We start from the raw sequence: 23286 nt of genomic DNA, 5'->3' as shown, positions 1-23286 counted from the left end.
CGGCCGTCCGATGCAGGGCCGATCTCGTCCGCGCGGACGACGGAGTTCGGCCGGACGGACGTGGTCCCGTTCCTGCGCCCCCGACAGCCTTGATGTCATGGGGGAATCACAGGAACGCGCACATCTGGCGGGGCTCGACGGGCTGAGGGGACTGGCGGCCGTGAGCGTCGTGGCGTACCACGTGTCGAACGTGCTGTCGCCGGGAGTCCGGCACCGCGAGCCGGCTCTCGTCTTCGCGCTGCATCAGGGGCTCGGGCTCTTCTTCGTGCTGTCCGGCTTCCTGCTGTACCTGGGCTTCGCCGGCCGGCTCGTCGACGGGAGGCCGCTCCCGTCGCTGCGGCGGTACGCGGCCAATCGCGCATTCCGGGTGTGGCCGGCCTACCTCGTCGTGCTCCTCGTCACGAACTGCGTGCTCGGCCTCTCGTTCGTCTGGCCGCGTGGCATCGGCCGGCTCGACGCCCCCGGCCTCGCCGCCGACCTGACCATGATGCAGGCCTACTCGCCGCACCACATCCGCACCGGCCTCGAGGTCGCCTGGACCCTGACCGTCGAGCTGACGTTCTACGCCGTGCTGCCGCTGGTCGCGCTGCTCGCGAGCCGGGTCGGCCGCAGGCTCCACGGGTGGCAGCGCGCCTCTCTGCCGCCGCTCGCGCTGCTCGTCGTCGGGGCCGCCGGCGCGCTCGTCCGAGCCGTCTTCCACGCGACGCACGGTCGCGAGCTCCACGGCTGGAGTCGCGACTGGGAGTCCGTCGTCAGCCGCAGCCTGCTGATGCACGGCCAGCTGTTCGCGTTCGGCATGGCGGCCGCGCTCGTGTACCTGGCCGTGCGGCGGGGTGCCGTCAGCGCGACCGTCGCCCGCTTCGGCGCCGTGACCGGCGGGGTCGCCGCGGGTGCCCTGGCGCTGAGCCACCGCCGCTGGGAGTCGGCCGACACGCTCGCCGCCCTCGCGTTCGCGGCCGTGCTCGTCGTCGCCGTCACGCCGACGCGCACCGGAGCGACGAGCCTGCTCGGCCGGCTGCTCGACGCGTCCGTGCTGCAGCGGCTCGGCTTCGTGTCGTACAGCGTCTACCTCTGGCACATGCCGGTCGTGCGGGGGCTCGCGGCGTGGGTGCCCGGGTTCGGTGCCGGCGGCGGGTGGGCGTACGTGTCGGCGACGGCCGCGGTCGTCGGGCTCACGCTCGTGCTGGCGAAGCTGACGTACGTGCTGGTGGAGCAGCCGGCCCTCTGCCTCCGCTCCATAATTTCAAGGAGAATGTCGGCGCAGCGCCCCCGGATCGGCGTCGAGCCGCCGTCGAGCGACTGGAACCCCTTGAATTTCGAGGCGAGCGGCGCAGGAACTCCGCAACGCGACGAGGCCGCCACCCCGAAGGGCGACGGCCTCGTGACGCTGCACCCCGCCGTGGCGGAGCGGGCTCGGTCTACTGGCTGACGTGAGCCGAGAGGAACCAGCGGTCCTTGTCGAGGCCGCGAGCGATCTCGATCGCGACGTCCTGCGACGAGGCGTCGATCTCGCCGAGCTCGTCAATGGCGATCTGGACGGAGGCGCGAGCCGAGTCGATCTGCGCGACGATGCCGGCGATGGTGGCGTCGATCTGCTGGAAACCGGCCTTGAGCGGCGGGTTGGTCGTGGTGGCGGCGACCGTCTCGAGGCGGCCGTCGACGGGGAGGCCGAGGGCGACGATTCGCTCCGCAGCGAGGTCGGCGTACTCCTGCGCGTTGCCCACGACGGTGTCGAGGAGCTCGTGCACGGCGATGAAGCTGATGCCGCGGACGTGCCAGTGGGCCTGCTTGCCGTTGACGGCGAGGGCGGTGAGGTTCGTGACGATCGGGGTCAGGAACTGGGCGGTGGCGGCGGCGACGTCGGGGTCGACAGACGACTGGGTGACGGTGATGGCGTCGGACATGGTGGAGTCCTTTCGTAAGCGGGCTGGGGCCTCGGAGGCCCCTCGATGCACCCAACGCTAGACGTCTGCGAAAATTCCGCAAGCAAGCTGAGGCTCGGCTAATTGAGGTGAGCCTGGGCTTCCCACGGGGCACAGGAAGGGGGATAACCCCCGCCGGAATGCGGCCGGTGGCACCATTGGGCCATCCCTCGCGCTCCGCCACGCTGGATCCATGACCACCACCGAGACGAGTTCCATGCACTTCTCCGCGCCTCCCGCAGCTCCCGCCAAGCAGCGGGCGCTCTACTGGCGGCTGTGGGCGGCGTTCCCGCGCGACATCGGCTACCTCGCCCTCACCGGCGTGCTGGTCGTCATCGCCGCGGCCCTCTACGGAATCGTCGGCAACATCCTGACGAGCTTCGGAGGCGGTCTGGCCGCGTTCATCGCCTTCGCCGTCCTCCTCGTCGCGGGCCTCTACTTCGGGCGGCTCTTCGGCACCATCGAGCTGACGCGTCTCGGCTGGGCGCGCGAGCCGGCGCCACGGCCGGTCGTCTGGCGCCGCAAGACCTCGGCGAACCGCTTCGTGCGCTTCGTCGAGGTCGCGGCCGATCCGCACTACTGGCTCTACTTCGCCTTCACGGTGGTCGTCTTCCCCTGGGTCGGCTTCCTCGTCGTCGCGGTGACCGTCGCCGTGGCGAGCACCGCCCTCGGGGGAGTGTTCGGCAGCATCGCTCTCGCCGTCCTGACCAGCAACGGCGCCACCTACGGGATCCCCGGCGGCATCTGGCAGTACCTCTTCAACGATCACGCCGCCATGACGTCGACCGCCGCCGTCATCGTCGCGTTGATTGCCGCTGCCCTCCTGCCGTTCATCACGCGCGGCGCCGTGCTCGTTCAGGGCGCGATCGCCGGCTGGATGCTCGGCGGCTTCCGCTCCGAGCAGCTGCAGGCCGAGGTCGCCGGGCTCGAGGTCTCCCGGAGTGCAGCCGTGTCGGCCGAGGGCACCGCTCTCCGCCGCCTCGAGCGCGACATCCACGACGGCCCGCAGCAGCGCCTGATCCGCATGCAGATGGACCTCTCCGCTGCCTCGCGCGCCGTCGAGACCGACCCGGAGAAGAGCAGGCGCCTCATCGTCGAGGCCCAGCAGCAGGCGAAGGAGGCTCTCGAGGAGCTCCGCGCCCTCTCCCGCGGCTTCGCTCCGCCCCTGCTGCTCGACCGCGGACTCGCCCCGGCTCTCGACGCCGCGGTCGACCGCGCGACCGTGCCGACGCGCTTCACGGACGAGCTTCCCGAAGGCCTCGAGATCCCGGTCGAGACCGAGCGCAACGCGTACTTCATCGCAGCCGAGCTGCTGACGAACGTGGGCAAGCACTCGGGCGCCGGCCGCGCCGAGCTCATCCTGTCGGCGCCGAAGACCATCGCCGGCGACGAGCTGCGAGTAGTGGTGACCGACGACGGCCGCGGGGGCGCGACGGCCCGGCCCGGGCACGGCCTGGCGGGGATCGAGCAGCGGCTGATGGGGCTCGGCGGGCGGCTGGAGCTGCGGAGCCCCGAGGGGGGCCCGACGCACGCCAGCGTTCACCTGCCCCTGGCCGCGCCCGACGGCTCGACGGCCCGGGGCCCGGAGGCGCGGGCTGAGACGGCGGCCGCGACGCCGAACCCGACGCTGCCGTACCCCACGGAGGATCTGTCGGCCGGGGGCGGGGGAGTTCCTGCGCCCGGGTCGGCGAAGCCGCGCACCACGGAGGACGAAGCCGCGCGCACCGACGGCGACTCGTAGGCTCGGCGGGTGACCACCACCACCCCGCCGACCAGCGAGCGCCCGTCGACAGAGCCTCCGCGTCGGAGGGTCGTCGTCGCCGACGACTCCGTGCTGCTGCGAGAGGGGCTCGTGCGACTGCTCGACGAGCTCGGCACCGACGTCGTCGGGGCGTACGGCGACGCGGACTCCCTGCTCCGCGATCTCGACCGGTCGCGCCCCGACCTCGCGGTGCTCGACGTGCGCATGCCGCCCACGCACCGCGACGAGGGGGTGCGGGCGGCGATCGAGCTGCGGCGGGTGCGGCCCCGGACGGGGATCCTGCTGCTGTCGCAGTACGTCGAGGTCGCCTACGCGAGGGAGCTCCTCACGGCGGGCTCGGACGGCGTCGGCTACCTGCTCAAAGACCGCGTGACCTCGATCGACGAGCTCGGCAGCGCCATCGAGCGGATCGCCGACGGGGCCACGGTGCTCGATCCGGAGGTCGTGGCCGCTCTCCTCGGGCGCCGCAGCGACCCCCTGGCGGCGCTGACCCCACGCGAGCGGGAGGTGCTCGCGCTGATGGCCGAGGGGCGCACCAACTCGGCGATCGCGGCGGCGCTGTTCATCGGGACGGGCGCGGTCGAGAAGAACGTGACGTCGATCTTCCAGAAGCTCGGGCTCGACGACTCGGGAAGCGACCACCGGCGGGTGCTGGCGGTGCTCGCCTTCTTGCAGAGCTGACGCACGGTGGGCAGTTGGCGCAGCGGGCTAGCCGCTCAGCCCTTCTGGGGCGTCGAGGAGACCCGCAGGATCGCCGCCCGGAACGCCAGCCCGACCTTCTTGTAGCCGGCCGTCGTCGGGTGGATGCCGTCGACCGTCGTGCCCGTGGCGTAGACCAGGCCGTGGCGGGCGAAGCCCCACGGGTCGACGAGGTCCCAGCCCTTCGCGCGCGCGTACTTCTCGAGCTGCTCCTGGTAGTGCTCGGCCGCGACCGGGTGCTTGTCGTTCGGCGGAATCGCTCCGATGATGACGTGCTTCGGACGCATCGTCGCGACGACCTTCTCGTAGCTGGACGCCGTCTGGCCGAACGAGATGCTCTTGCGGACGTCGTTGGTGCCGCCCATGAGCACGAGCACGTCCACCTTCGAGATCGGCGCCGCGTACTCGGCCATCTGCTGCACGGTGCGCCCGCCGACCGCCCAGCCGCCGACGTAGTCGATGCCGTCGCCCTGCGCGTACGTCATCCACGTGTTCGCGGTGAGGCCCGAGGCGAGCGAGCGCCCGCCGCCCGCGGTCAGCGAGTCGCCGACGATCGCGACGCGGATGCCGCCCTCCGCACCGCTGGTCGGCTGCGGTGTGGCGTTGGCCATCGAGACGGCCTCCGGAGTGCTCTCGGGCGTCGTCGCGCAGCCCGCGAGCAGGCCGATGGCGACGACGGCCACACCCAGGGCCAGCACTCGAGCACGAATTCGCATTGCACAATTCTCACCCGAAAACGGCGGCCCGTCTGACACCCCTTCTGGGCGCGGGGCTGGCCATCTTCTGGGCGCGGGGCTGGCCTTCTTCTGGGCGCGGGGCTGGCCTTCTTCTGGGCGCAGGAACGGGCCGCCCGCCGCCCGCCCCGCCACTACTGTCGATGATCGTGCTGGGCGAGTCGATCCTCGCGTCGAGCAACGCGGTCGTCGAGGTCGGCCGCGAGACCGAGCACGTCGGGCAGCTCGTGCTGCTGGCGGCCACGTCGCTGGTGATCATCGTCTGCTTCTGGTGGATCTCCTTCGCCTTCCCGCAGCACGGCCACCTCACCTCGCTGCGGACGGCCCTCGGCTGGGGCTACGGCCACTACGCGATCTTCGCCGCGGCCGGCGCCCTCTCGGCGGGAATCGAGATCGCCATCGACGTCGAGGGCGGCGACGTGGCGCTGACCCCGGCCGCGGCGGCAGCGACGCTTGCCGTGCCCTGTGCGGTGTATCTGCTCTTCGTCTGGCTGCTGGTGCTGCGGCGGCAGTCGTCGCCCCGGGTCAACGTCGCCGTGCCCGTCATGGCCGTGGTCGTGGCGCTCGCCTCGTTCGCGCCGCACTCGCTGCAGGTGGTCGCGGCGCTCATGGTCGTCGCGGTCGTGGTCGTTGTCGCCGGGTGCGATCGGTCGGTGCCCGTCGACAGGGGCCCGGCTTAGCGTCCGCGATCGGCACTCCGCTCCATGCCGGGCGGGAGGCCGGGCTCAGCGCCCACGATCGGGACTCCGCACCGCGTCCGGACTCGGTGCCGAGTCCCGATCGTGGTGCGGTGGCTGGGGCGCGTGGCGCGGAGTCCTGATCGTGGTGGGGTGGGGCGTCCCGGCCGGCTGAGCCTAGGATCGGGCCATGACGCACCTCGAGGTCCGCGGCTCGGCCGCGTCGCCGGCGCTCGCGGCGTGGGACTCGCTGTGGCTGACAGTCGTCGCGCCGCGGGGTCTCCGCGACTACGCGCGCCTGCTCGGCCTGGCGGGCATCCTCGAGGGCCTCTTCCTGCTGGCGATCTCGGGCACGGCGCCCGTGGCGGGCCTGGGTACCTTCAGCCTCCTGGCCGGCGAGACCCTCTTCGTCGCCAGCTTCGCCCCCGAGTGCGCCGCCGACACCGCTTTCGCCCCGCCGCACCGGCGATAGCCGGTGTCCTGGCCCCATCCCGGTGTTCCGGCGAAAGCGGCACCGCGGCGAGATCGGCACCGCGTGGCGAGACAAATCCAGAGGGGATGACGGGAATCGAACCCGCATCATCAGTTTGGAAGACTTCAAAGGTCTTCCCGTGCTTCCCCGGAAATCCAGGCTTCACCGGGTCAAATCATGATTTAAAGGTGTCGTTGCTTGAATTCATACTAGAGCGGTTTGAGTCACGTCTGAGTCACGCCTGAGTCATGCCGACCGTTAGCAAGGTGCGACGGCTTGCGGGTGAGGTCGTTGCCACCGGCGGGTCGGACGCGGGCACGGCCGTCAAATTACTTCGACGTTCTATCGTTACACCCGGAGGAGACATGGATGACGAATGGGCTGTTCGTGTGCTGGGGGACTGGATAACCAAAGCGGAACGCATTGGGTTCGGCGAGCTATTGAAGGTCAAGCGGGGTCCTGCCCTCGACGACCTTAGGGAACGTGAGCATCCAACGCGCATTGTTGTCGCGTCCGTCTTGGGGCACGAGAAGCTTCCTACCCTCGTGACGGACGTGGGGAGCGTCGATGGCAGCATTTACCTCGACAGTGGCGTAGAACTCGCGAAGTACGCGCTCAACATGATTCGCACGAAGGCTGAACTTCAGGAGCACGCGGCACCTTCAGCTCCAAATATGGCGGCCGATGCTCTTCACTCCACGGTCTGGCAAGCCGCGCAAAAATTGTGGACAGACGGGCACCACGCCCAGGCGGTTCAGCGTGCCGCCACCCTGCTGAACGCGAGCGTCCAAACCATGACCGGGCGTTACGATGTATCCGACGTGGTTCTCATGCAACAAGTTTTTTCTCTAAGCGCTCCAGAGTCCGGCAAACCCCGTCTTCGATGGCCGGGGGATGACAGCGACTTGACCGTGAAGGCCATGCGAACGGGCATCCTCAATTTTTCGCAAGGGTGTTTCTCAGCCATTCGCAACCCGGTTACACATGGTTCGGGCGTTCTCGACATGCAGTTCGCCTTGGAGCAGCTCGCCACCCTCAGCACCCTCGCGCGTTGGATCGATGTGTGCACGTTGATCACGGCGGAAAGTGCAGTTCGGTAGACATCTTCCGATCCTTGCCTGCTCTACCCCTCCCTCCACCACGTTGCCCAAACCTACGGACAAACATTGGTCATGCACCAAGTTAGGTCCTGAAGGGCCACGACCGACGAGACGAGACTCTGGATGTACAGCAACAACTACGGAACAAGTCCGTCACACGCTTGGGCGTAAATTTTCCAGAGACGGATCACGAACTGATCACATGCTCTTCGAGCGAAATTCGAGATGACATTGAAAGTAGGAAGTTTTCGCACGCGCGATCAACCCAGCTTGTGAACAGCCACCAGTAGTCTCCTCCGCGAAGCTCTTCCACGTGGTAGGGCCGGTATCGAACCATGTTGCTCAAGTGAAGCATGACGGCGAACGTCACCGCCTCACTTGACACCAGGTCAACGTGGGGGGAGATCGTTATGGAGTCTCGTCTTGATGCCAAGGTTCGATTGCGAACGATAAGGGACTGGTCGAAGGCGCGCTGGAGTCCCAACAGGGGTTTAGGCATGGCGGGGTAGTTGACGGGAGTGCGCAACTGATAGAGAGCTGTCGGCCCAGCTCCCGAGTCGACAAGGTTGAACGAATCCGCAAAGGCAGCGGCATGTCTAAGCATCAGACGAGGGCTCAGCTCGTTCTCGCTCAGGGCAAGGCGCGACACCTGGACCTCTAGCCACGCCAATTTATTTGGGCGTTGGCCAGAAGCTCGAATCTGAATGCTCTCCACCGGAATCAACGCCGGTCTCAGGGAGAACGAGCTTGAATACAAGTCGATGCTTTCTGGAAGATAAGGCATCAACTTCGAGAGCACCATCTCGCCCCTGTGCCACACGAACCCGCGGCCCGTCTTCTCAGCCAGAAGATGAAAGACCCCATCAGTTTGCACTTCAAGGCGTTCCTGGGAAAAACTGTAGGGGACTGACAAGCTCCCGTTGGCTTGGCCAATACCGTGTCTCAATCCGGTCCGAGATGTCACGTCAGGCTCAGCTGCGGTCAAAAATGCCTTGGCGGCGTTCAGCACAAAGTAGTAGCCCAGAAGGGGTTTGGCGACAGGATCGGCCTGAGCCACAGCCTCGTAGTACTGGCGGGCTTGATGGACGTAGGCCTTCAGCCGAAGCCTAGCCGCGGGGTCCAATTTCGGTGATCTGTCGCGTTGTAGCGGCGTATCCCCTGACGCGGCAGCTATTTCCATCGTCGACCACAGGTCGGCTACCGAAGCCCGCGGGGACACTGGATGAGCGAACGATCCCACTCCGGCGACGACAGGTCGCCCCTTGTAAGAAGTAGATTCTCCGACGAGAGCTGCAGGTGGCCTTCCTCCGGCGTTTCTACCCCCTACGGCTAGGCCAGGAGTGGTCACGTGTTCTTACCTTGCCGCTGTCTGGGCCAGCAGGGCGATGCAATCGCGGCGACTGTGAAGGTCATCAGTTCAGCCCTCGCCAATCAAGTAGCCGAACCTAGATCGAAGGAGAGGAAAGTCGCCTCGCATCGACCTGCTGCTCGCGGAGTGCTCAGCAGCCCACGTCGCAAGCTCCCGCAAGTCGTCGTCATCCAGGGCGATTATGAATCCATTTCCGTCAGATGCCGTGTCCCTGCACCGCTGGGCAAACAGCGCCTTATTTTCTATTTTCCGACAAACCAGAATGCCAATCCGGCCTCTGTCATTGGAGAAACGACCGATCAGTTGGTCCAGTTCAGGATTGGCTGGATCGCTCGAATAGTTTTTGCACTCCACGACAACCGTGGCCGCGTTGTAGTGCTGGGAGAGCCAGAAGAAAAAGCCTTGGCCAGCGACGTTGTCGAACTTGATGTCCAGCCTTTTTCGCTGACCGTGAATGGGCGCTTCGATCGTCATATTGCTGAGTGACGCGTCAAGTACCGCAGTCAGTATCGCCGCAGCAGCTCGATGGTAAGCGGTCGCTCCAGGTCTACCGGGAAGTATGGCTCCAAGCGGTTCAACCAGGGCTTCGTAGTCGACGACAGGCGCGCCCGTGCGTTCTTCGAAGTCTGGGTTTGAGTATGGAGGGTAGGCAGTACCACTCGCTCCAGCACGGAATCGTTCCAGCGCCTCCGGCCTCTTCTTCGTCTCCCGCTCCGAAGCCAACTTGTCCGAGCCGTACTTGTTCTCGATGTCTTTGGCGAAGACCTTCTTCCTCTTATTTTTCAATATGTGAACGAGACTGGAACCTGCTCGCAGCTCCTCGTCCATGAGAATTGGGCGGAGGTAGTCTCGGTAATAGCGACCCGCGTTGGTGATCAATTGCGACCGCACGATCGACTTCGGAACAAGCAATAGCTTGCCCTCAGGGCCACGGGGTAGTAGGACCATGTCTTCGGCCCAGCCGAGGGTGTTGGGGTCCCACATGGGGCCGGACCACTGCGAACTCATCTCGACATCATGAAGCTGGCACATATCTTGCGTGTAGCGCACTAAGGGATGCCTTATAATGCTGGTCGTCATGTCGCTAATGAAGTCCCGATCGATGCCGGGTATGAAGAGAGCTGTCTCTTCCAGGTCTCTCAGGAGACCCGTCTTTGCCGCCTCGCTGTTGGCGAGTGCCTCGACGATCGCCTGACGCTTGGTTGGACCAAGTCCTCGACCCCGCGACGGGCCTTCGCTTTGACCAAGATGGGTTTCATTGGGTTCGGAGCCCAAAGACTCGACGAGGGCCGCGATGCGTTCAGTATCGCCCGCCGTTATGGCAGTCAAGACTTCGTGGAAGTACGACTGAAGCAGCCCTTGGCATTCTTCGGAAAAGTCACCGCGCTGATTGCGAATGGCACGGGGGTCTAAGTAAACACGCACGTCCTCCGTCGTGTCTATGTCAACGAAATCAAGAAGCCCCTGGCCCACTTCAAGTCCGAACTGATCTGAGAAACGCATGCCCACCCACCCTGCCGATTCGTAGGCGAATACTGACACCTGGTGGGGTGCTCCCCTCATTACTAACCCCGCGAGTCGATATTTCTCCTCGGAGTCTTCTGGTTGAGAGTTGAGGAGGAACGCAAGCCGGGGACGCAGAGAGGATGAACTACACCGCGATAACAAGTGTCACGGACGAACGCCCCATACAGGACCGAGAACGTGACTAACAGGCACCTTCAGAGGTGAAGTGTTGAGTCAGCCTTAGAAGCCCTGCGCCCAAGGAATGGGCCATGAATGTCTGGCGGCAAGACTTTCAAAGGGCATCGTGAATGCCTCCACCATGTCCGGCCTGGTGTAGAGGTCGTTGATACGCATCCCCATTGTTTCCAGGCCAGTTACCCGAGTGCTGTCGTCGCCTAAATCTTTTCTAGCCGCGACCTGGAAGTCCGCAACAATTCGCATCGTGATTTCCACCGGCGGATCGTAGTTCGATGCCGTGCGGAATCGTGTGAAGGCGATGACGGCCTCGTCCGAGCCCCACACGCTCAGGAAGGTCATGAAGTCAGGCAGAACCCTCTCCATTTCCTTGCCCGCTGACTCAAGCCGCCCAGGAGTCAGCAGGTCGCCCATGAGCCGAAGCATGGGCTCGTAGACCTCGTACTTTTTTCCGGCGGTTCGTTCTTCGAGCTGCCGAAGTCGGGCCGTCTCCCCCTCAGCCACTCGGGCCTTGGTAGCCGAGCGAACGGCGAGGACAGCAGACAGAACACTCACCCCCGCCGGTATGACCGCGATGAGGACGGCAGCCTGAGTTTCATCCATACCCCGGACAATACTTGGTAGGCGGTTCAGGGGCTTGTGCTTACCGGCTGGAACGAGGCTGATCGCGTTTCCTTGGGATCGGGTGCCTAGGCGGGTCGGGTGAGCTAAAGGACTGGACCTAGCGACTGCAATCTATGTGGAGTCAGGCGGGCCCGATCCGCTACCTTTCCCCCATGGGGATGAGCTATCGGCAGTCGCGCTGGTCACAACTTTTAAATTGGGTCTATGGACCACCAGACGCTAAGACCTCACCTGAGAACGACCACTCAGGAATCCGGCTTCGGTCGCTTGTCCTCGACCTAGACACCGTCAGCGAGGTCGCCCGCATCCTGGAACGAACCCTCGGCACCACGGCTGTCTACCGACTTCAGGACGTGGCCCCGTTCACCGAACAGACCTTCTCAGAAGAGGAGTTGGCGGGCCTATCTTCGGCAGACCGGCAACGGCTTTCGGTCCAGGTGCTGCGGCCCGACCTGCAAGCCAACGGTGTTGTCACCTTCACAAAGAACCCCGGAATTTCTGTCAACCCCGCTGAATATGCGGAGGTCCAGGACGAAATATTGGTGAAACTCATGGAGAACGGAAGGTCGCGCGTTCAGTGGCGGCTCATCGCACGTCTCCTCGCGTTTCTCCCCTTTTTATCGTTCCTAGCCACGTGGATATGGCTGGAGAAAATTCAATCCATGCCCGTGCCCGCCCATGTTCTTGGGTGGCTCGTCATCGGCGGCATCCTCTTCGCATCAGCGTTGTCCTACCAACGGCTGACACGAAACCGGCCCGCAGTTCCGGCGGCTCGCATCCGCATGGAATCTAGGAGGGAGACGGCATCGCGGCGGGCGGACGAACACACAAACTTCAAAGTGTTCATCATCACGGCCCCGGCCTCCATAGCTGTCACACTTCTGACCGCGTTTCTCACGGGCCTTCTACAGATACCGGGTTAGGCCGAGGCCGCTAGCGCACGGTAGATCGTCGGTCGGGATGTGTTGAAGCTGTCCGCGAGAACTTGAACGGCCTCTCCCTCCTCGTAACGACGACGGATCGCCTTTACTTGCTTGTCCGTGAGCTTAGGTTTGCGCCCGCCCATGCGCCCGCGAGCACGAGCCGCCGCCAGGCCGTCGATCGTGCGTGCCCTCATCATCGAGTGTTCGAATTCAGCGAAGGCAGAAACCATCGTGAAAAAGAGTTTTCCTTCAGGTGTGGTCGTGTCGATGGCCTGTTCGGTTGCTTCCAGCGCGACGTTGCTCGCCAGCAGCCACTCACATATCGCTAGAAGGTCCTTTGTCGATCGCCCCAAACGATCGAGCCTGGTCACCACAAGCGTGTCGCCATCGCGGAGTACTTCGCGCGCACGGTCCCACTCCGGGCGAGAGGCCTTCGTGCCCGTGATCTTGTCCAGGTAAATCTTTGTGCAACCTGCCTCAGACAGAGCATCGATCTGGCTCTCTGGATTCTGGTCCGTCGTGGAAACACGTGAGTACCCAATGCGCTGTGAAGTCATGAAGCAATTGTAATTAAAAGGGTGCCTGAGTTCCATACTTTTCGTACACCAGTTACGAGAAGGAAGCGGGTGGGGAACAAGGCCCAGTTTCTTGTGCTCGGCGGAGCGTCCGGAAACGATCGTTTTTGAGATGAGCGAAGGCTGTCCGGGGATTAGGCAACGCGCTGGCGAAACCCTGTCGGTCCAAGGGGAAAGGCCCGTCCGAAGAGCCTCGCGGTTAGCCCTGACTGTTGGATGAATCATCCAGACCTAGGTCTGCCGCCTCTTGCTGAAATGCCCTCTCCGCTCCGGAAAACAGTTTCTCCACCGTCGCCTGAATGTCGGCACGCGTCCAATCGGCCGGCAACTCGTCCTTCGCGTCTCCAGCGTCAGTGAGCAGTTCGCGAAGGTCCCACAGAACGAAGTTGCCTTCTTCAAGAACGGGGCGGTGCCCATATCTCAGAACTAGGTTCAACGTCCAGCGCAAGACGTGAGCGACTCTCTGCCACTCGGCAAGCTCGCCCTCAGTCACGGAATCTCTTGTCGTAATCATCCTCCGCGTGTCGAATCCTGACAAGAATGTGCCGTAGTCAATGGTTCCGTTCGAGGCAATCTTCGAAGTAGCCCACGTGCCATGAGCAAGGCGATTCCTGAACTCAGACAGCTTTTGGACAGCGTGCAGAAGTTCTTTGCCCGACTCCCACTTGGGTGGAAATAATCCCCTAAGCATTTTCAGCTTGGCGCTTGTCGCCAGGGGAATCACGATTTGCTTGACACGTTCGGGTTCAAGTGGGTTAAGGAGAAAGGAGATGAGGGGGTTGAGCTCCATCTCCACAGCGGCCGTGGCCGAGATGAGGCCACCCGTCGCCAAGTAGAGGCGGTCCCGCAGTTCCGTCGCCTCCGGTGACGCAAAATGTCGTCGGAGGGCTTGGATGTCCTCTTCCTCCATCTCGATGACTTCGGCTTGTTCCCCCATGGTGCTGACGTGCATGAGGAGCCTCAACCACGTGTCGTCATCGTCTTCATCGGGGAGGGGAAGATCATCGCCAGGCATAGCATCAGATTACAAGTCGCGTACCGGCATAGTTTCCAAAAGAGGGCCAGCCCACCCGCTAACAAACTTCGTGGATGGGATGCGAGCGGGCTGGGGAATGTGGAGTTCGGGCTTCCGGGGAGATGACTAAGAACCGGAGGCCCGAATCGTGTCGCACCGTTCTCCGAAGGCAACGATCCCTCCACGGCGGCGACATCTTCGAGGTCGGGAAGGAGGCCCTTCCTCGAAGTCGGGGGGGGACTACGTCGTCCCGAAAATCTTGTTGCGAACGAGTTCCTGGAGTGGCTGGGGAACTTCTATTTCGCCGCCCTGCACGAAGGCTCGGACGACTCCACCGGGGTCGATAGCCCAGGCGAGCTTGCCGCCCTCCACATGGACGACCCTAGAGCCGACAGGGAGGCCGTAAACGGCCTTACCCACGCCGAGACGCGCATGGCCACCAACGGAGGGTCGCGAAAGATTGAGAGGCAACGTCAGGCCTCCTTGGTCCAGTCCGTGGTGCGGCGCACGAGGGTGGCGAAGCTTCGGAGATCAATCACGACGTAGCCAGCGCTCGGCTCGTGGCCAGGGCGACTCCACACGCCCGCGTAGAACTCATCGCCTGACTGCTCAGCTGCCTCACGGGCTTTATCGACTCCAGAACTGAAGTAGGGACGACGCTCCGCCCTCGTGATGACCGACCAACCATCGAGTCCAAGGATGTCGCCGTGGCCGCCTACGCCATCTGCGGGGACAAGTCGGGTGCGGTTCTCTCGGCGCTGAACCGCTGGAAGGCCGTGGCTCTGGAGGAAGAGCGTGACCTCGCGTCGCCAGCGAACTCCGGCGCGCTTGGGGTGAAATTCTTCTTGCGTCGAGTCACGCATAGAGGCCGCCTCGACGTGGGGCGGGCGACGGCGACACCGCGCCGTCTGCCGGGCGGTCGGCAGAGAACCGGGCAGTCTCGGCAGACGTGGGCACGCCTGCGCCATAACGCGCCAGGACGGTCCTAAGGGCCTTGGCACGCTCACGCTCATCCTGGACAGCCCAAGCGGCGGTCTGCGCCTTGGCTCGGCTCATCTCCCACGTGGGGTCACCTCGAATCCAGGTCTCCTGGTCGTCGGGCCAGGGGCCGGGCGCGAATCTGACCTCGCCCCACTTCTCTTTCTGACCCTCGGGATGGTTCACAAGGTGCAGCCAAGACGCGCCGAACTTATTCTTGGTCGCCTCGATCAGGTCACTCGTGATTGTGACCGTGCGGCCTCGCTCGACTACCTCCCCCCCCCGGAGAACAGCCCACCGCCGACCGGGAGCGAGGTCGCCACCAAGACGTGGAATCTCTCGCCGGGCGTGGCGTGAAAATTCTTGTTCGTTGTCATGCTTGAACCGCCTTTGCAGTGGAAAGAGTTTGCGACGCGTCCGCGTGTTGCTCCAGAGCCGTCGCCATCTCGGCTGATCCGAGTTTGCGGAGTTCGGAGGCGACGGCGCGCCCTAGAGCCGGGTCACCACGGGTAGCCATCCCCACCGCCGTGGCCAGGCGCTCGCCCTCTCGGAGCTGGTCGAGAATTTCGAGGTCGTCTACGCCGAGACGGGACATCAAAAGGTCTAGGGCCTTGATCTCGGCGGCACCGGCCTTCAGGGCGGCTGATCCCTGACCTGCTTCCTCTGCGCCCTGACGCGCGTCTCGCGCCGAGTTGGCTACGTCCAGCACCCGCTCTGCGAGATCAGTCGGGGCGAGACCCTGAGGTCCAGCCAAGGCGGCTCTGGCTTCGGGGCCAAGGTGTGCACGGGCGTGACGACGGATCGAGTCGGGAGAAACTCCGAAGTCCAGCGAAAGTCTCGAAACAGGACTGCCTTTGATGAGACCGGAGTCGATGGCTACACGGTCCGTGGATGAGCACACAGAGCACGGTCTGCCGATCTTGGTCGGGGTCGTGGTTTGATCCATCGTGGCGCTGCTCCTCTTCAAATCCTCTTCATAGGACTATCGGCGCGGCGCGAGCAAACTTGCACCGTTCAGACGCTTTCTTTCAAGTCGTCACAGAGTCAGCCGATCCGCCCAGGCCGACAAATCGTCTTCGGGGGCGCAGTGGGCGTTATCTAGAGGGTGTTGTGGAGTCTCGATTCATGATCTGGTCGCAGTCGTCGCGTTCGTCGTGACGCGTCTTCGGGAAGGCGACGCTGTAGGTCGGCGACGTGGCTTATTTGAAAGGGGTGTCGTCGGAGCCTCAACATCCTCGGCAGGCTTATTTGATAGGGCCTTCTCCCGGCGAAGACGACCGACCGTCGCCGTCGAGCATCCAAGAGCGTCGGCCTGCTCCGGGATCGACAAGTGGGCGATGTCGTCCAGCAACTCGTAGGTGTACTTCTTGGGCCGCTTGCTGAGCTTGCCGCCCTTCCTGCCCCACTCGGTGCGGTCGGCGTAGTAGTCGTCGCGCCATACCTCGAAGGCGTATACAACGGCCTCTTCCGCCTTCCGGCTCAGGTCCAGCCGTGAGAGCGTCCCCGTAAACAGAGGCAGCTTGATGCCGCCCCCGACGTGGATAGAGCTAGCCATCGGCTTCACCTTGTCCCAGGTCAAGTAGGCGGCACCCTGCTGGTCAGCGACGGCGTAGACAGCCTTGGCGATCCTTTTCGCGAGAATGTCGTCGTTTCTTGATCCAGCCTTGGAGTCCAGCCTCTTCATCTCGCGGAGAGCCAGCCCTGCAAGGTAGCTCGACAGCTCCGACTCCCACTCCAGCCATGGCATCCAGCGATACGGGATAGGCCACTGGAGATCGGAAGGGGTACGAAAGGTCTTCTTCCTCAGGCCTTCACGACGGGAGATGCCAACCCGGCCCTGTCGGGCCTTATGGGCCTTCTCGTCTTCGTCCCACTCAGGAGTGAGGGCAGGGGTGACATCCATGGGGATGAAGTCCTCACTCAGAAGCTCCAGAAGCTCGGGATCGAACTTCAAGCTTTTCGCTTCTTCAATCCAGCTAGCTCGAGCTAGAGCTAGGTCTTCACACTCTCTCCGTGGATAAGACACGTTATTTGATAGGGGGTCAGACATCTGGACTCCTTGCTTGGCGGGTTGAACTGCTTCCCCTACAATCGGCGTGAAGTCGAGTCAGCTCATTTGTAGTACGTCGAAGAACGAGGAAACCCCCACGTCGAAGAGATGACGCTTCGACGTGGGGGAGCAAATTCCCGCCAAGGAATCGGGATAACTATACCGCTCGGTTGAATCTGGCGACGACCTCGACTGAGATGTTTGGGCCACCCCTCGTCAGCGGGATCGTCGGCACGTCATCTGGAGACTCGACGGTGAGATCAAGAAAATTTGGGCAGTAGCCGAAATCTCGTTTCCGTCCTCAGCTAGCTGGCATGTGCCATCCGCTGAGCCAGCGCCTCCGTGGCCGCGTCTGCGACGACGGCGGGGCGGCCTTGGGTAGAGCGCTGGTATCGCATCGCCGCTGCCATGGAGGAGTGTCCAAGGCGGTCCATCACGTCTCGCATGGCGACACCTGGAACTTGGGCGGTAAATGTCGCAGACAGGTGGCGGAGATCATGCGGCACGAGGGCCGGAAGTCGAGCGTCCAACCGGATCTTGTGCCACGACCGGTAGAAGTCGAACTTGGAAATGCGGCCGCCCTTGGGGGATAGGAATAGCGCCTCGTCAGCACCCCGGTTCTGCTCGCTGAGGTATCGCTCTAGAGCGACGCGGGCCGGTTCCAAGAGGATGACGCGGCGGGTAGTGCCTGTCTTGGTTGAAACGAGCGAGTTGCCGCCTACATCTGAAGCCTGACGTTCCACGAGGAGAGAGCCGGTCTTGGGGTCGAAGTCCCCGACGTTTAGCCCGCGCAGTTCGGAGATGCGGAGGCTTGCCCCGAACAAGACCCACAGGATTGTCGCGTAGTGGCCAGGAGCGTGATCAAGCAACCCTAGAAAGTCTTCAACCTCGTAGCTGACCTTTGCCTTGGACGCGTCTTTCCCGGCGTTTGCGATCTGACACGGCGACCTATCGATGATTCGTGCATCAACTGCGCTCTGCAAGATGGGCCGAAGCAGGTAGTAGCCGTTTCGGCGGTTGACCTTGTGTGCGGCGCTTGTGTTCCACCATCTCTGGACGTGCCAGGGGGTGATGTCCGCGAGTGCAAGACTGCCGAACTCCTTGTTCAAGGATCGGAGAAGGGTCGCATTATTGCGTCTCGTGCCTGGCTTCCATGTCGCCTCTTTGTTCTCGACGTAGGAGGTCGCCCACGTGGAGAACTTGACGCGACCTCGCCGATCGTCCGTCCATGAATTCGTGAGAAAGCTCGCCTCCACTACCTTCAGGCGCACACGGGCTTCCTTCTCGGTCGAGAAGGTGCCAGGGACCCTCATCTGCTCGCCCGTCTCGGGGCGGCGGTAGCGGGCGCGGTAGCGGCCTGAAGGCAGGCAGTCCACACTGCCGAACTTGGTCCGTGAAGTCGTCAAGAGGTTCGTTCCCATGTCGGTTGTACGTGGGTCCGAACGGAAACCTCAACCTGACGCGAAACGAGTTTGAGTCACGCCGTGAGTCACGACAGAGGCGAACGGCCCAGGCAACAATCCCTTGGGGTCAGAAAATGCCAGATGAGAAGCCGGAAATCTTTGGAGGGGATGACGGGAATCGAACCCGCATCATCAGTTTGGAAGACTGAGGCTTTACCACTAAGCTACATCCCCGCAAAGCTGGCCCGGAGGCCGCTGTGCGTTAGTAAGCATAGGGCATTGTCAGAGCCGCTCAGTTTCCCCGGCGCACGACGGGCTAGACTTCACAAGGCTCTTTTCGCCCCGACCTCAACGGGGGCACCGGCAAGAGCCGCGCACGACACTGAAATACCGGGGCGTAGCGTAGTGGCTAGCGCGTCCGTTTTGGGGGCGGAAGATCGCAGGTTCGAGTCCTGTCGCCCCGACGTGCAGTGCTAGCAACACGAGTGCCAGGCTGGTACCACGACGGCCGGGCTGAGAATTCGACGGCCAGCACGCCAGAAGATCCGCACGATCCACCAACACAGGAGAAGTACGACATTGGTCAAGACCACGGTTGAGCAGCTCAGCCCCACGCGCGTCAAGCTCAACATCGCGGTGAGCCCCGACGACCTCAAGCCCGGCATCACCCACGCCTACGGCCACATCGCCGAGCAGGTGTCGATCCCCGGCTTCCGCAAGGGCAAGGTCCCGCCGCCCATCATCGACCAGCGCGTCGGCCGTGAAGAGGTCCTGAACCACGCTGTCAACGAGAGCATGGACACCTTCTACCGCGCCGCAGTCGAGGAGAGCGAGATCCGTCCGCTCGGCCGTCCCGAGGCGGACGTCGTCGGATGGCCTGACGTCAAGGACTTCTCCGGCGACCTGCTCCTCGCCATCGAGGTCGACGTGCGCCCCGAGTTCGACCTTCCCGACTACGAGGGCCTCGCGCTCACCGTCAAGTCGGTCGACGTCACCGACGCCGAGGTCGACGAGGAGCTCGACAACCTCCGTACGCGCTTCGGCACGCTGATCACCGTCGACCGTCCCGCCACAAAGGGCGACTTCGGCCAGATCGACCTGACCGCCACCATCGAGGGCGAAGAGGTCGACAACGCCAAGGGCATCTCGTACGAGCTCGGCTCGGGCGATCTGATCGAGGGCATCGACGAGGCCCTCGAGTCGTTGACCGCAGGCGAGACCACCACGTTCGAGTCGAAGCTGCTCGGCGGCGACCGCGAGGGCGAGACCGCCCTCATCGAGGTCACGCTGACCGCCGTCAAGGAGCGCGAGCTCCCCGAGGCCGACGACGACTTCGCTCAGATCGCCAGCCAGTTCGACACCATCGACGAGCTCAAGGGCGACCTCAAGGAGCAGCTCGGCCGCTCGAAGACCTTCGGCCAGGGTGCCGAGGCTCGCGACCAGGTCGTCGAGAAGCTCCTCGAGCTCGTCGAGATCCCCGTCCCCGAGAAGCTGGTCGAAGACGAGGTGCACCGTCACCTCGAGCAGGAGAGCCGCCTCGAAGACGACGAGCACCGCGCCGAGGTCACCGAGTCGTCCGAGTCGGCGTTCCGCAACCAGATCCTCCTCGACGCGATCGCCGAGAAGGAGGCCGTCAAGGTCGAGCAAGACGAGCTGACGCAGTACCTCATCCAGGGTGCGGCCCAGTACGGCATGGAGCCCGGCGAGTTCATCAAGGTGCTCGACGAGAACGGCCAGATCCCCGCCATGGTCGGCGAGGTCGCCCGCTCGAAGGCCCTCGCGGTCGTGCTGTCGAAGGCCAAGGTCACCGACGACAAGGGCGCCGACGTCGACCTGTCCGCTTTCACGGCCACGGCCGGCATCGGCGGCGAGACCGAAGACGAGCACGCCGGTCACGACCACGCGTAGTCCGCACGAGCGCAGAACCACTGCGTGACGAGAAGGCCGGGTGCAGACGCGCCCGGCCTTTTCTGTCGGCTGCGCACCCGAGTTCCTGCGCCCTGATGCGCATGACTGGTCTGCCGTGGGCGAACAGCCCGGAATCCGTGCGTTGCACCCCCTAAGTTCGTATGCAAGCGACAACTGAATGGGAGCACCACATGGCCGACGTAACACTGCCCAACAGTGTTTTTGACCGACTTCTCAAAGACCGCATCATCTGGCTCGGTTCCGAGGTGCGCGACGACAACGCCAACGAGATTGCCGCGAAGCTTCTCCTGCTTGCCGCCGAGGACTCCGAGAAAGACATCTACCTCTACATCAACTCGCCCGGCGGGTCGATCACGGCGGGCATGGCGATCTACGACGCCATGGAGTTCGTGCCGAACGACATCGTCACGGTCGGCATCGGCATGGCCGCCTCGATGGGCCAGCTGCTGCTCACCGCGGGCACCAAGGGCAAGCGCTACATCACGCCCAACGCGCGCGTTCTGCTCCACCAGCCGCACGGCGGCTTCGGCGGCACCTCGTCCGACATCCAGACGCAGGCCCAGCTGATCCTCTCGATGAAGCAGCGCCTCGCCGAGATCACGGCGGCCCAGACCGGCAAGACGGTCGAGCAGGTCAACGAAGACGGCGACCGCGACCGCTGGTTCACCGCCGAAGAGGCCCTCGAGTACGGCTTCGTCGACCACATCCGCTCGTCGGCCTCCGACGTCATCGGCGGCGCCGGAACCGACCAGGAATAACCCCTCTCCCCATACGAGTAAGGAACGAAAATGGAACTGCCAATGATGGGTGGAGCGGGTCGGTTCGAGACCCCGAGCTCACGCTATGTCCTGCCCTCCTTCGAGGAGCGCACCGCCTACGGCTACAAGCGCCAGGACCCCTACGCCAAGCTGTTCGAAGACCGCATCGTCTTCCTCGGCGTGCAGGTCGACGACGCGTCGGCCGACGACGTCATGGCTCAGCTGCTCGTGCTCGAGTCGATGGACCCCGACCGCGACATCACCCTCTACATCAACTCGCCCGGCGGCTCGTTCACTGCGATGACGGCCATCTACGACACGATGCAGTACATCCGCCCCGACATCCAGACGGTCTGCCTCGGTCAGGCGGCTTCGGCTGCCGCGGTGCTCCTCGCCGCAGGAACCCCGGGCAAGCGCCTCGCGCTGCCGAACGCCCGCGTGCTCATCCACCAGCCGGCTACCGGCGGATCGAGCGGCGGCCAGGCGTCCGACATCGAGATCCAGGCGGCCGAGGTGCTCCGCATGCGCACCTGGCTCGAAGAGACGCTGTCGAAGCACTCGAACAAGACGCCCGAGCAGGTCAACCGCGACATCGAGCGCGACAACATCCTCGGTGCGTCCGAGGCGCTCGAGTACGGCCTGATCGACCAGGTCCTGACCTCGCGCAAGAACCTGGCTCTCGCCAAGTAGTCCGCTGATCGAAGCCCCGAGCACCGTCGTGCTCGGGGCTTCGTGCGTCCCGCGCCGTCGCACCTCCGCGGGGGCCGGGGCGCAGGAACTCCGGAGCCAATCGCTCCCGACCTCCGCCCCGAACCACTGTCACGCCGCCACCCGGCGATTCGCGCGTCTCGATGCCGACACTGTCGGCGGTTCGGGTTAGGCTCGTTGAGCAGTCGAACCGGAGATCACAGGGGATCATCGGGTGACTGCACCACACGGCCGCGACAGGCGGCACGGCAACAACTCTGATCACGACTATTGGCTGAGGGAGGCCGCTCATGGCCCGCATTGGTGAGAGCGCCGATCTGCTCAAATGCTCGTTCTGCGGCAAGAGCCAGAAGCAGGTCCAGCAGCTGATCGCCGGCCCCGGCGTGTACATCTGCGACGAGTGCGTCGAGCTCTGCAACGAGATCATCGAAGAGCGTCTGGCCGAGGCCGGCGAAGAGCCGTCGAGCGAATTCGACCTGCCGAAGCCCCGCGAGATCTACGACTTCCTCGAGGAGTACGTCATCGGGCAGGCACCGGCCAAGCGCTCGCTGTCTGTGGCGGTCTACAACCACTACAAGCGCATCCGCTCGATGAACACCCTGACCTCGGCCGACTCGCTCGGCGACGACATCGAGATCGCCAAGTCGAACATCCTGCTCATCGGGCCGACCGGCTGCGGCAAGACCTATCTCGCCCAGACGCTGGCCAAGCGCCTCAACGTCCCGTTCGCCGTGGCCGACGCGACGGCGCTGACCGAGGCGGGCTACGTCGGCGAAGACGTCGAGAACATCCTGCTCAAGCTGATCCAGGCCGCGGACTACGACGTCAAGCGGGCCGAGACCGGCATCATCTACATCGACGAGATCGACAAGATCGCCCGCAAGGCCGAGAACCCGTCGATCACCCGCGACGTGTCGGGCGAGGGCGTGCAGCAGGCGCTGCTCAAGATCCTCGAGGGCACTGTCGCATCGGTTCCGCCGCAGGGTGGTCGCAAGCACCCGCACCAGGAGTTCATTCAGGTCGACACGACGAACGTCCTGTTCATCGTCGCCGGTGCCTTCGCGGGGCTCGAAGAGATCATCTCGTCTCGTGCGGGCAAGCGCGGCATCGGCTTCGGCGCCCCTCTCTACGAGAAGGGCAACGACGTCAACCTCTTCAGCGAGGTCCTGCCCGAAGACCTGCACAAGTTCGGGCTCATCCCCGAGTTCATCGGCCGCCTTCCTGTCGTGACCACGGTGTCGCAGCTCGACCAGGTCGCCCTGATGGAGATCCTGACCAAGCCGAAGAACGCCCTCGTCCGCCAGTACCAGCGAATGTTCGAGATCGACGGCGTCGAGCTGGAGTTCGAGCAGGCCGCCCTCGAGGCCATCGCCGACCTCGCCGTTCTGCGCCAGACGGGTGCCCGCGGCCTGCGCGCCATCATGGAAGAAGTGCTCGGGCCGATCATGTTCGACGTGCCCTCCGACGAGACGGTCGGCCGGGTCGTCGTGACCAAGGCGTCGGTGCTCGAGAACGCGGCGCCGACCATCGTGCCGCGCCAGACGGAACGCGCCGAGAAGAGCGCGTAGCCGCGACGCCCGGCGGCCCGATCTGCGGCGTTGTCGGTCGCCGCGCATGGCTCCGCTGTGGCGGTCGGTCCGTCGGCACGGCGAGGTGGCCTTCGTCGTGGGGCGGGCGCGCCTTGCGCTCGTGTGCCGAGGTGGCCGCGGGCGTCGCGCCGCGCGGGCGGAGCCGACGTGCGGGGCCATCTCGCGGGACGCGGGGGACGGCGTTCCCTGCCCCGGTGCGCCGAGGTGGCCGTCGTCGTCGGGCCGGTGCGGCGCGGGCGACGCGGAGGGCCATCTCGCGGGGCCGCGGGGCCGCGGGGCGGGCGCGCCTTGCGCCCGC

22 protein-coding genes and 2 tRNA genes are annotated in these 23286 nt (G+C 64.4%); 12 read left to right on the top strand and 12 right to left on the bottom strand.

The genetic code is table 11. The features are described 5' to 3' along the window. Positions 1–10: 10 nt before the first annotated feature. Positions 11–1429, top strand: coding sequence for an acyltransferase family protein (locus AC07TY_RS08730; protein WP_494785067.1), 1419 nt, complete (start codon positions 11–13; stop codon positions 1427–1429). On the opposite strand, the gene AC07TY_RS08725 is transcribed toward AC07TY_RS08730, so the two are convergent. Further along, the gene (locus AC07TY_RS08725; RefSeq protein ID WP_123506087.1) at positions 1419–1904 is read right to left on the bottom strand and encodes a Dps family protein; all 486 of its coding nucleotides are present in this window, start codon (positions 1902–1904) and stop codon (positions 1419–1421) included. The genes AC07TY_RS08730 and AC07TY_RS08725 overlap by 11 nt on opposite strands. 211 nt (positions 1905–2115) lie before the next feature. Here AC07TY_RS08725 and AC07TY_RS08720 point away from each other — a divergent pair, with 211 nt between their 5' ends. Further along, positions 2116–3663: a sensor histidine kinase gene (locus AC07TY_RS08720; RefSeq protein WP_494785066.1), complete on the top strand. Its 1548-nt coding sequence runs from the start codon at positions 2116–2118 to the stop codon at positions 3661–3663. A gap of 9 nt (positions 3664–3672) precedes the next feature. Further along, entirely contained in the window at positions 3673–4365 is a 693-nt protein-coding gene (locus tag AC07TY_RS08715) for a response regulator transcription factor (RefSeq protein WP_488625853.1), read from the top strand. Positions 4366–4400: 35 nt separating this feature from the next. Here AC07TY_RS08715 and AC07TY_RS08710 read toward each other — a convergent pair whose 3' ends face one another. Then, positions 4401–5099 (bottom strand): SGNH/GDSL hydrolase family protein, encoded by a 699-nt coding sequence (locus tag AC07TY_RS08710; RefSeq protein ID WP_494785065.1) that lies wholly within the window; start codon positions 5097–5099, stop codon positions 4401–4403. 161 nt (positions 5100–5260) lie between these two features. Here AC07TY_RS08710 and AC07TY_RS08705 point away from each other — a divergent pair, with 161 nt between their 5' ends. The 3 genes from AC07TY_RS08705 (at position 5261) to AC07TY_RS08695 (ending at position 7366) form a co-directional block, all read left to right on the top strand. After that, the gene (locus AC07TY_RS08705; RefSeq protein WP_494785064.1) at positions 5261–5797 is read left to right on the top strand and encodes a low temperature requirement protein A; all 537 of its coding nucleotides are present in this window, start codon (positions 5261–5263) and stop codon (positions 5795–5797) included. 187 nt (positions 5798–5984) lie between these two features. Then, entirely contained in the window at positions 5985–6266 is a 282-nt protein-coding gene (locus AC07TY_RS08700) for a hypothetical protein (RefSeq protein WP_494785063.1), read from the top strand. Between the two features lie 248 nt (positions 6267–6514). Continuing rightward, positions 6515–7366 carry a TIGR02391 family protein gene (locus AC07TY_RS08695; protein ID WP_494785062.1) on the top strand — a complete coding sequence of 284 codons (852 nt, stop codon included), beginning with the start codon at positions 6515–6517 and terminating at the stop codon, positions 7364–7366. Positions 7367–7553: 187 nt separating this feature from the next. Here AC07TY_RS08695 and AC07TY_RS08690 read toward each other — a convergent pair whose 3' ends face one another. From AC07TY_RS08690 to AC07TY_RS08680, 3 genes are all read right to left on the bottom strand, one after another. Beyond that, on the bottom strand, positions 7554–8546 hold the full coding sequence (locus tag AC07TY_RS08690; protein WP_494785061.1) for a YaaC family protein: 993 nt from the start codon (positions 8544–8546) through the stop codon (positions 7554–7556). Positions 8547–8783: 237 nt separating this feature from the next. After that, entirely contained in the window at positions 8784–10238 is a 1455-nt protein-coding gene (locus AC07TY_RS08685) for a DUF8370 family protein (RefSeq protein ID WP_494785060.1), read from the bottom strand. 243 nt (positions 10239–10481) lie between these two features. After that, positions 10482–11039, bottom strand: coding sequence for a hypothetical protein (locus tag AC07TY_RS08680; RefSeq protein ID WP_494785059.1), 558 nt, complete (start codon positions 11037–11039; stop codon positions 10482–10484). Positions 11040–11212: 173 nt separating this feature from the next. Here AC07TY_RS08680 and AC07TY_RS08675 point away from each other — a divergent pair, with 173 nt between their 5' ends. Beyond that, on the top strand, positions 11213–11983 hold the full coding sequence (locus AC07TY_RS08675; protein WP_494785058.1) for a hypothetical protein: 771 nt from the start codon (positions 11213–11215) through the stop codon (positions 11981–11983). On the opposite strand, the gene AC07TY_RS08670 is transcribed toward AC07TY_RS08675, so the two are convergent. The 7 genes from AC07TY_RS08670 to AC07TY_RS08640 form a co-directional block, all read right to left on the bottom strand. Next, complete coding sequence (locus AC07TY_RS08670) at positions 11980–12540, bottom strand: recombinase family protein (protein ID WP_494785057.1); 561 nt, start codon at positions 12538–12540, stop codon at positions 11980–11982. The two genes, AC07TY_RS08675 and AC07TY_RS08670, sit on opposite strands and share 4 nt — an antisense overlap. A 217-nt stretch (positions 12541–12757) precedes the next feature. Next, positions 12758–13573, bottom strand: coding sequence for a hypothetical protein (locus tag AC07TY_RS08665; protein WP_494785056.1), 816 nt, complete (start codon positions 13571–13573; stop codon positions 12758–12760). A 473-nt stretch (positions 13574–14046) separates the two neighbouring features. Continuing rightward, positions 14047–14436, bottom strand: a complete 390-nt coding sequence (locus AC07TY_RS08660; RefSeq protein WP_494785055.1) for a hypothetical protein — start codon at positions 14434–14436, stop codon at positions 14047–14049. A gap of 488 nt (positions 14437–14924) precedes the next feature. Then, complete coding sequence (locus AC07TY_RS08655; protein WP_494785054.1) at positions 14925–15497, bottom strand: hypothetical protein; 573 nt, start codon at positions 15495–15497, stop codon at positions 14925–14927. A gap of 177 nt (positions 15498–15674) precedes the next feature. Continuing rightward, a complete protein-coding gene (locus AC07TY_RS08650) occupies positions 15675–16505 on the bottom strand; it encodes a hypothetical protein (RefSeq protein WP_494785053.1) in 831 nt (276 codons plus the stop codon). Positions 16506–16906: 401 nt separating this feature from the next. Then, a complete protein-coding gene (locus tag AC07TY_RS08645; protein ID WP_494785052.1) occupies positions 16907–18022 on the bottom strand; it encodes a tyrosine-type recombinase/integrase in 1116 nt (371 codons plus the stop codon). A 142-nt stretch (positions 18023–18164) separates the two neighbouring features. Further along, positions 18165–18238 (bottom strand) — tRNA-Gly (locus tag AC07TY_RS08640). Positions 18239–18395: 157 nt separating this feature from the next. Between AC07TY_RS08640 and AC07TY_RS08635 the strand changes: the two genes are divergently transcribed. The 5 genes from AC07TY_RS08635 (at position 18396) to clpX (ending at position 22967) form a co-directional block, all read left to right on the top strand. After that, positions 18396–18468: transfer RNA gene (locus AC07TY_RS08635), tRNA-Pro, on the top strand. A 115-nt stretch (positions 18469–18583) separates the two neighbouring features. Then, entirely contained in the window at positions 18584–19912 is a 1329-nt protein-coding gene (gene tig / locus AC07TY_RS08630) for a trigger factor (RefSeq protein WP_123506078.1), read from the top strand. A gap of 191 nt (positions 19913–20103) precedes the next feature. Beyond that, positions 20104–20691 carry an ATP-dependent Clp protease proteolytic subunit gene (locus AC07TY_RS08625; RefSeq protein WP_123506077.1) on the top strand — a complete coding sequence of 196 codons (588 nt, stop codon included), beginning with the start codon at positions 20104–20106 and terminating at the stop codon, positions 20689–20691. Between the two features lie 30 nt (positions 20692–20721). After that, a complete protein-coding gene (locus AC07TY_RS08620; RefSeq protein ID WP_304999887.1) occupies positions 20722–21381 on the top strand; it encodes an ATP-dependent Clp protease proteolytic subunit in 660 nt (219 codons plus the stop codon). A 308-nt stretch (positions 21382–21689) separates the two neighbouring features. Next, positions 21690–22967 carry an ATP-dependent Clp protease ATP-binding subunit ClpX gene (gene clpX / locus AC07TY_RS08615; protein ID WP_123506075.1) on the top strand — a complete coding sequence of 426 codons (1278 nt, stop codon included), beginning with the start codon at positions 21690–21692 and terminating at the stop codon, positions 22965–22967. The last annotated feature ends 319 nt before the right edge of the window (positions 22968–23286 follow it).

This window comes from Frondihabitans sp. GW821-FHT04F02 (genome assembly GCF_059420045.1).
This window is presented reverse-complemented; position numbering and strand designations above follow the sequence as displayed.

Excerpts from the sequence above, each read along its gene's own strand:
- AC07TY_RS08685 (WP_494785060.1), bottom strand. The coding sequence starts at position 10,238 with ATGCGTTTCTCAGATCAGTTCGGACTTGAAGTGGGCCAGGGGCTTCTT.
- AC07TY_RS08710 (WP_494785065.1), bottom strand. The coding sequence starts at position 5,099 with ATGCGAATTCGTGCTCGAGTGCTGGCCCTGGGTGTGGCCGTCGTCGCC.
- AC07TY_RS08670 (WP_494785057.1), bottom strand. The coding sequence starts at position 12,540 with ATGACTTCACAGCGCATTGGGTACTCACGTGTTTCCACGACGGACCAG.
- AC07TY_RS08700 (WP_494785063.1), top strand. The coding sequence starts at position 5,985 with ATGACGCACCTCGAGGTCCGCGGCTCGGCCGCGTCGCCGGCGCTCGCG.
- AC07TY_RS08695 (WP_494785062.1), top strand. The coding sequence starts at position 6,515 with ATGCCGACCGTTAGCAAGGTGCGACGGCTTGCGGGTGAGGTCGTTGCC.
- AC07TY_RS08730 (WP_494785067.1), top strand. The coding sequence starts at position 11 with ATGCAGGGCCGATCTCGTCCGCGCGGACGACGGAGTTCGGCCGGACGG.
- AC07TY_RS08720 (WP_494785066.1), top strand. The coding sequence starts at position 2,116 with ATGACCACCACCGAGACGAGTTCCATGCACTTCTCCGCGCCTCCCGCA.
- AC07TY_RS08675 (WP_494785058.1), top strand. The coding sequence starts at position 11,213 with ATGGGGATGAGCTATCGGCAGTCGCGCTGGTCACAACTTTTAAATTGG.
- AC07TY_RS08655 (WP_494785054.1), bottom strand. The coding sequence starts at position 15,497 with ATGGATCAAACCACGACCCCGACCAAGATCGGCAGACCGTGCTCTGTG.
- AC07TY_RS08625 (WP_123506077.1), top strand. The coding sequence starts at position 20,104 with ATGGCCGACGTAACACTGCCCAACAGTGTTTTTGACCGACTTCTCAAA.
- AC07TY_RS08620 (WP_304999887.1), top strand. The coding sequence starts at position 20,722 with ATGGAACTGCCAATGATGGGTGGAGCGGGTCGGTTCGAGACCCCGAGC.
- AC07TY_RS08705 (WP_494785064.1), top strand. The coding sequence starts at position 5,261 with ATGATCGTGCTGGGCGAGTCGATCCTCGCGTCGAGCAACGCGGTCGTC.
- AC07TY_RS08665 (WP_494785056.1), bottom strand. The coding sequence starts at position 13,573 with ATGCCTGGCGATGATCTTCCCCTCCCCGATGAAGACGATGACGACACG.
- AC07TY_RS08680 (WP_494785059.1), bottom strand. The coding sequence starts at position 11,039 with ATGGATGAAACTCAGGCTGCCGTCCTCATCGCGGTCATACCGGCGGGG.
- clpX (WP_123506075.1), top strand. The coding sequence starts at position 21,690 with ATGGCCCGCATTGGTGAGAGCGCCGATCTGCTCAAATGCTCGTTCTGC.
- AC07TY_RS08660 (WP_494785055.1), bottom strand. The coding sequence starts at position 14,436 with ATGCGTGACTCGACGCAAGAAGAATTTCACCCCAAGCGCGCCGGAGTT.
- AC07TY_RS08690 (WP_494785061.1), bottom strand. The coding sequence starts at position 8,546 with ATGGAAATAGCTGCCGCGTCAGGGGATACGCCGCTACAACGCGACAGA.
- AC07TY_RS08725 (WP_123506087.1), bottom strand. The coding sequence starts at position 1,904 with ATGTCCGACGCCATCACCGTCACCCAGTCGTCTGTCGACCCCGACGTC.
- AC07TY_RS08645 (WP_494785052.1), bottom strand. The coding sequence starts at position 18,022 with ATGGGAACGAACCTCTTGACGACTTCACGGACCAAGTTCGGCAGTGTG.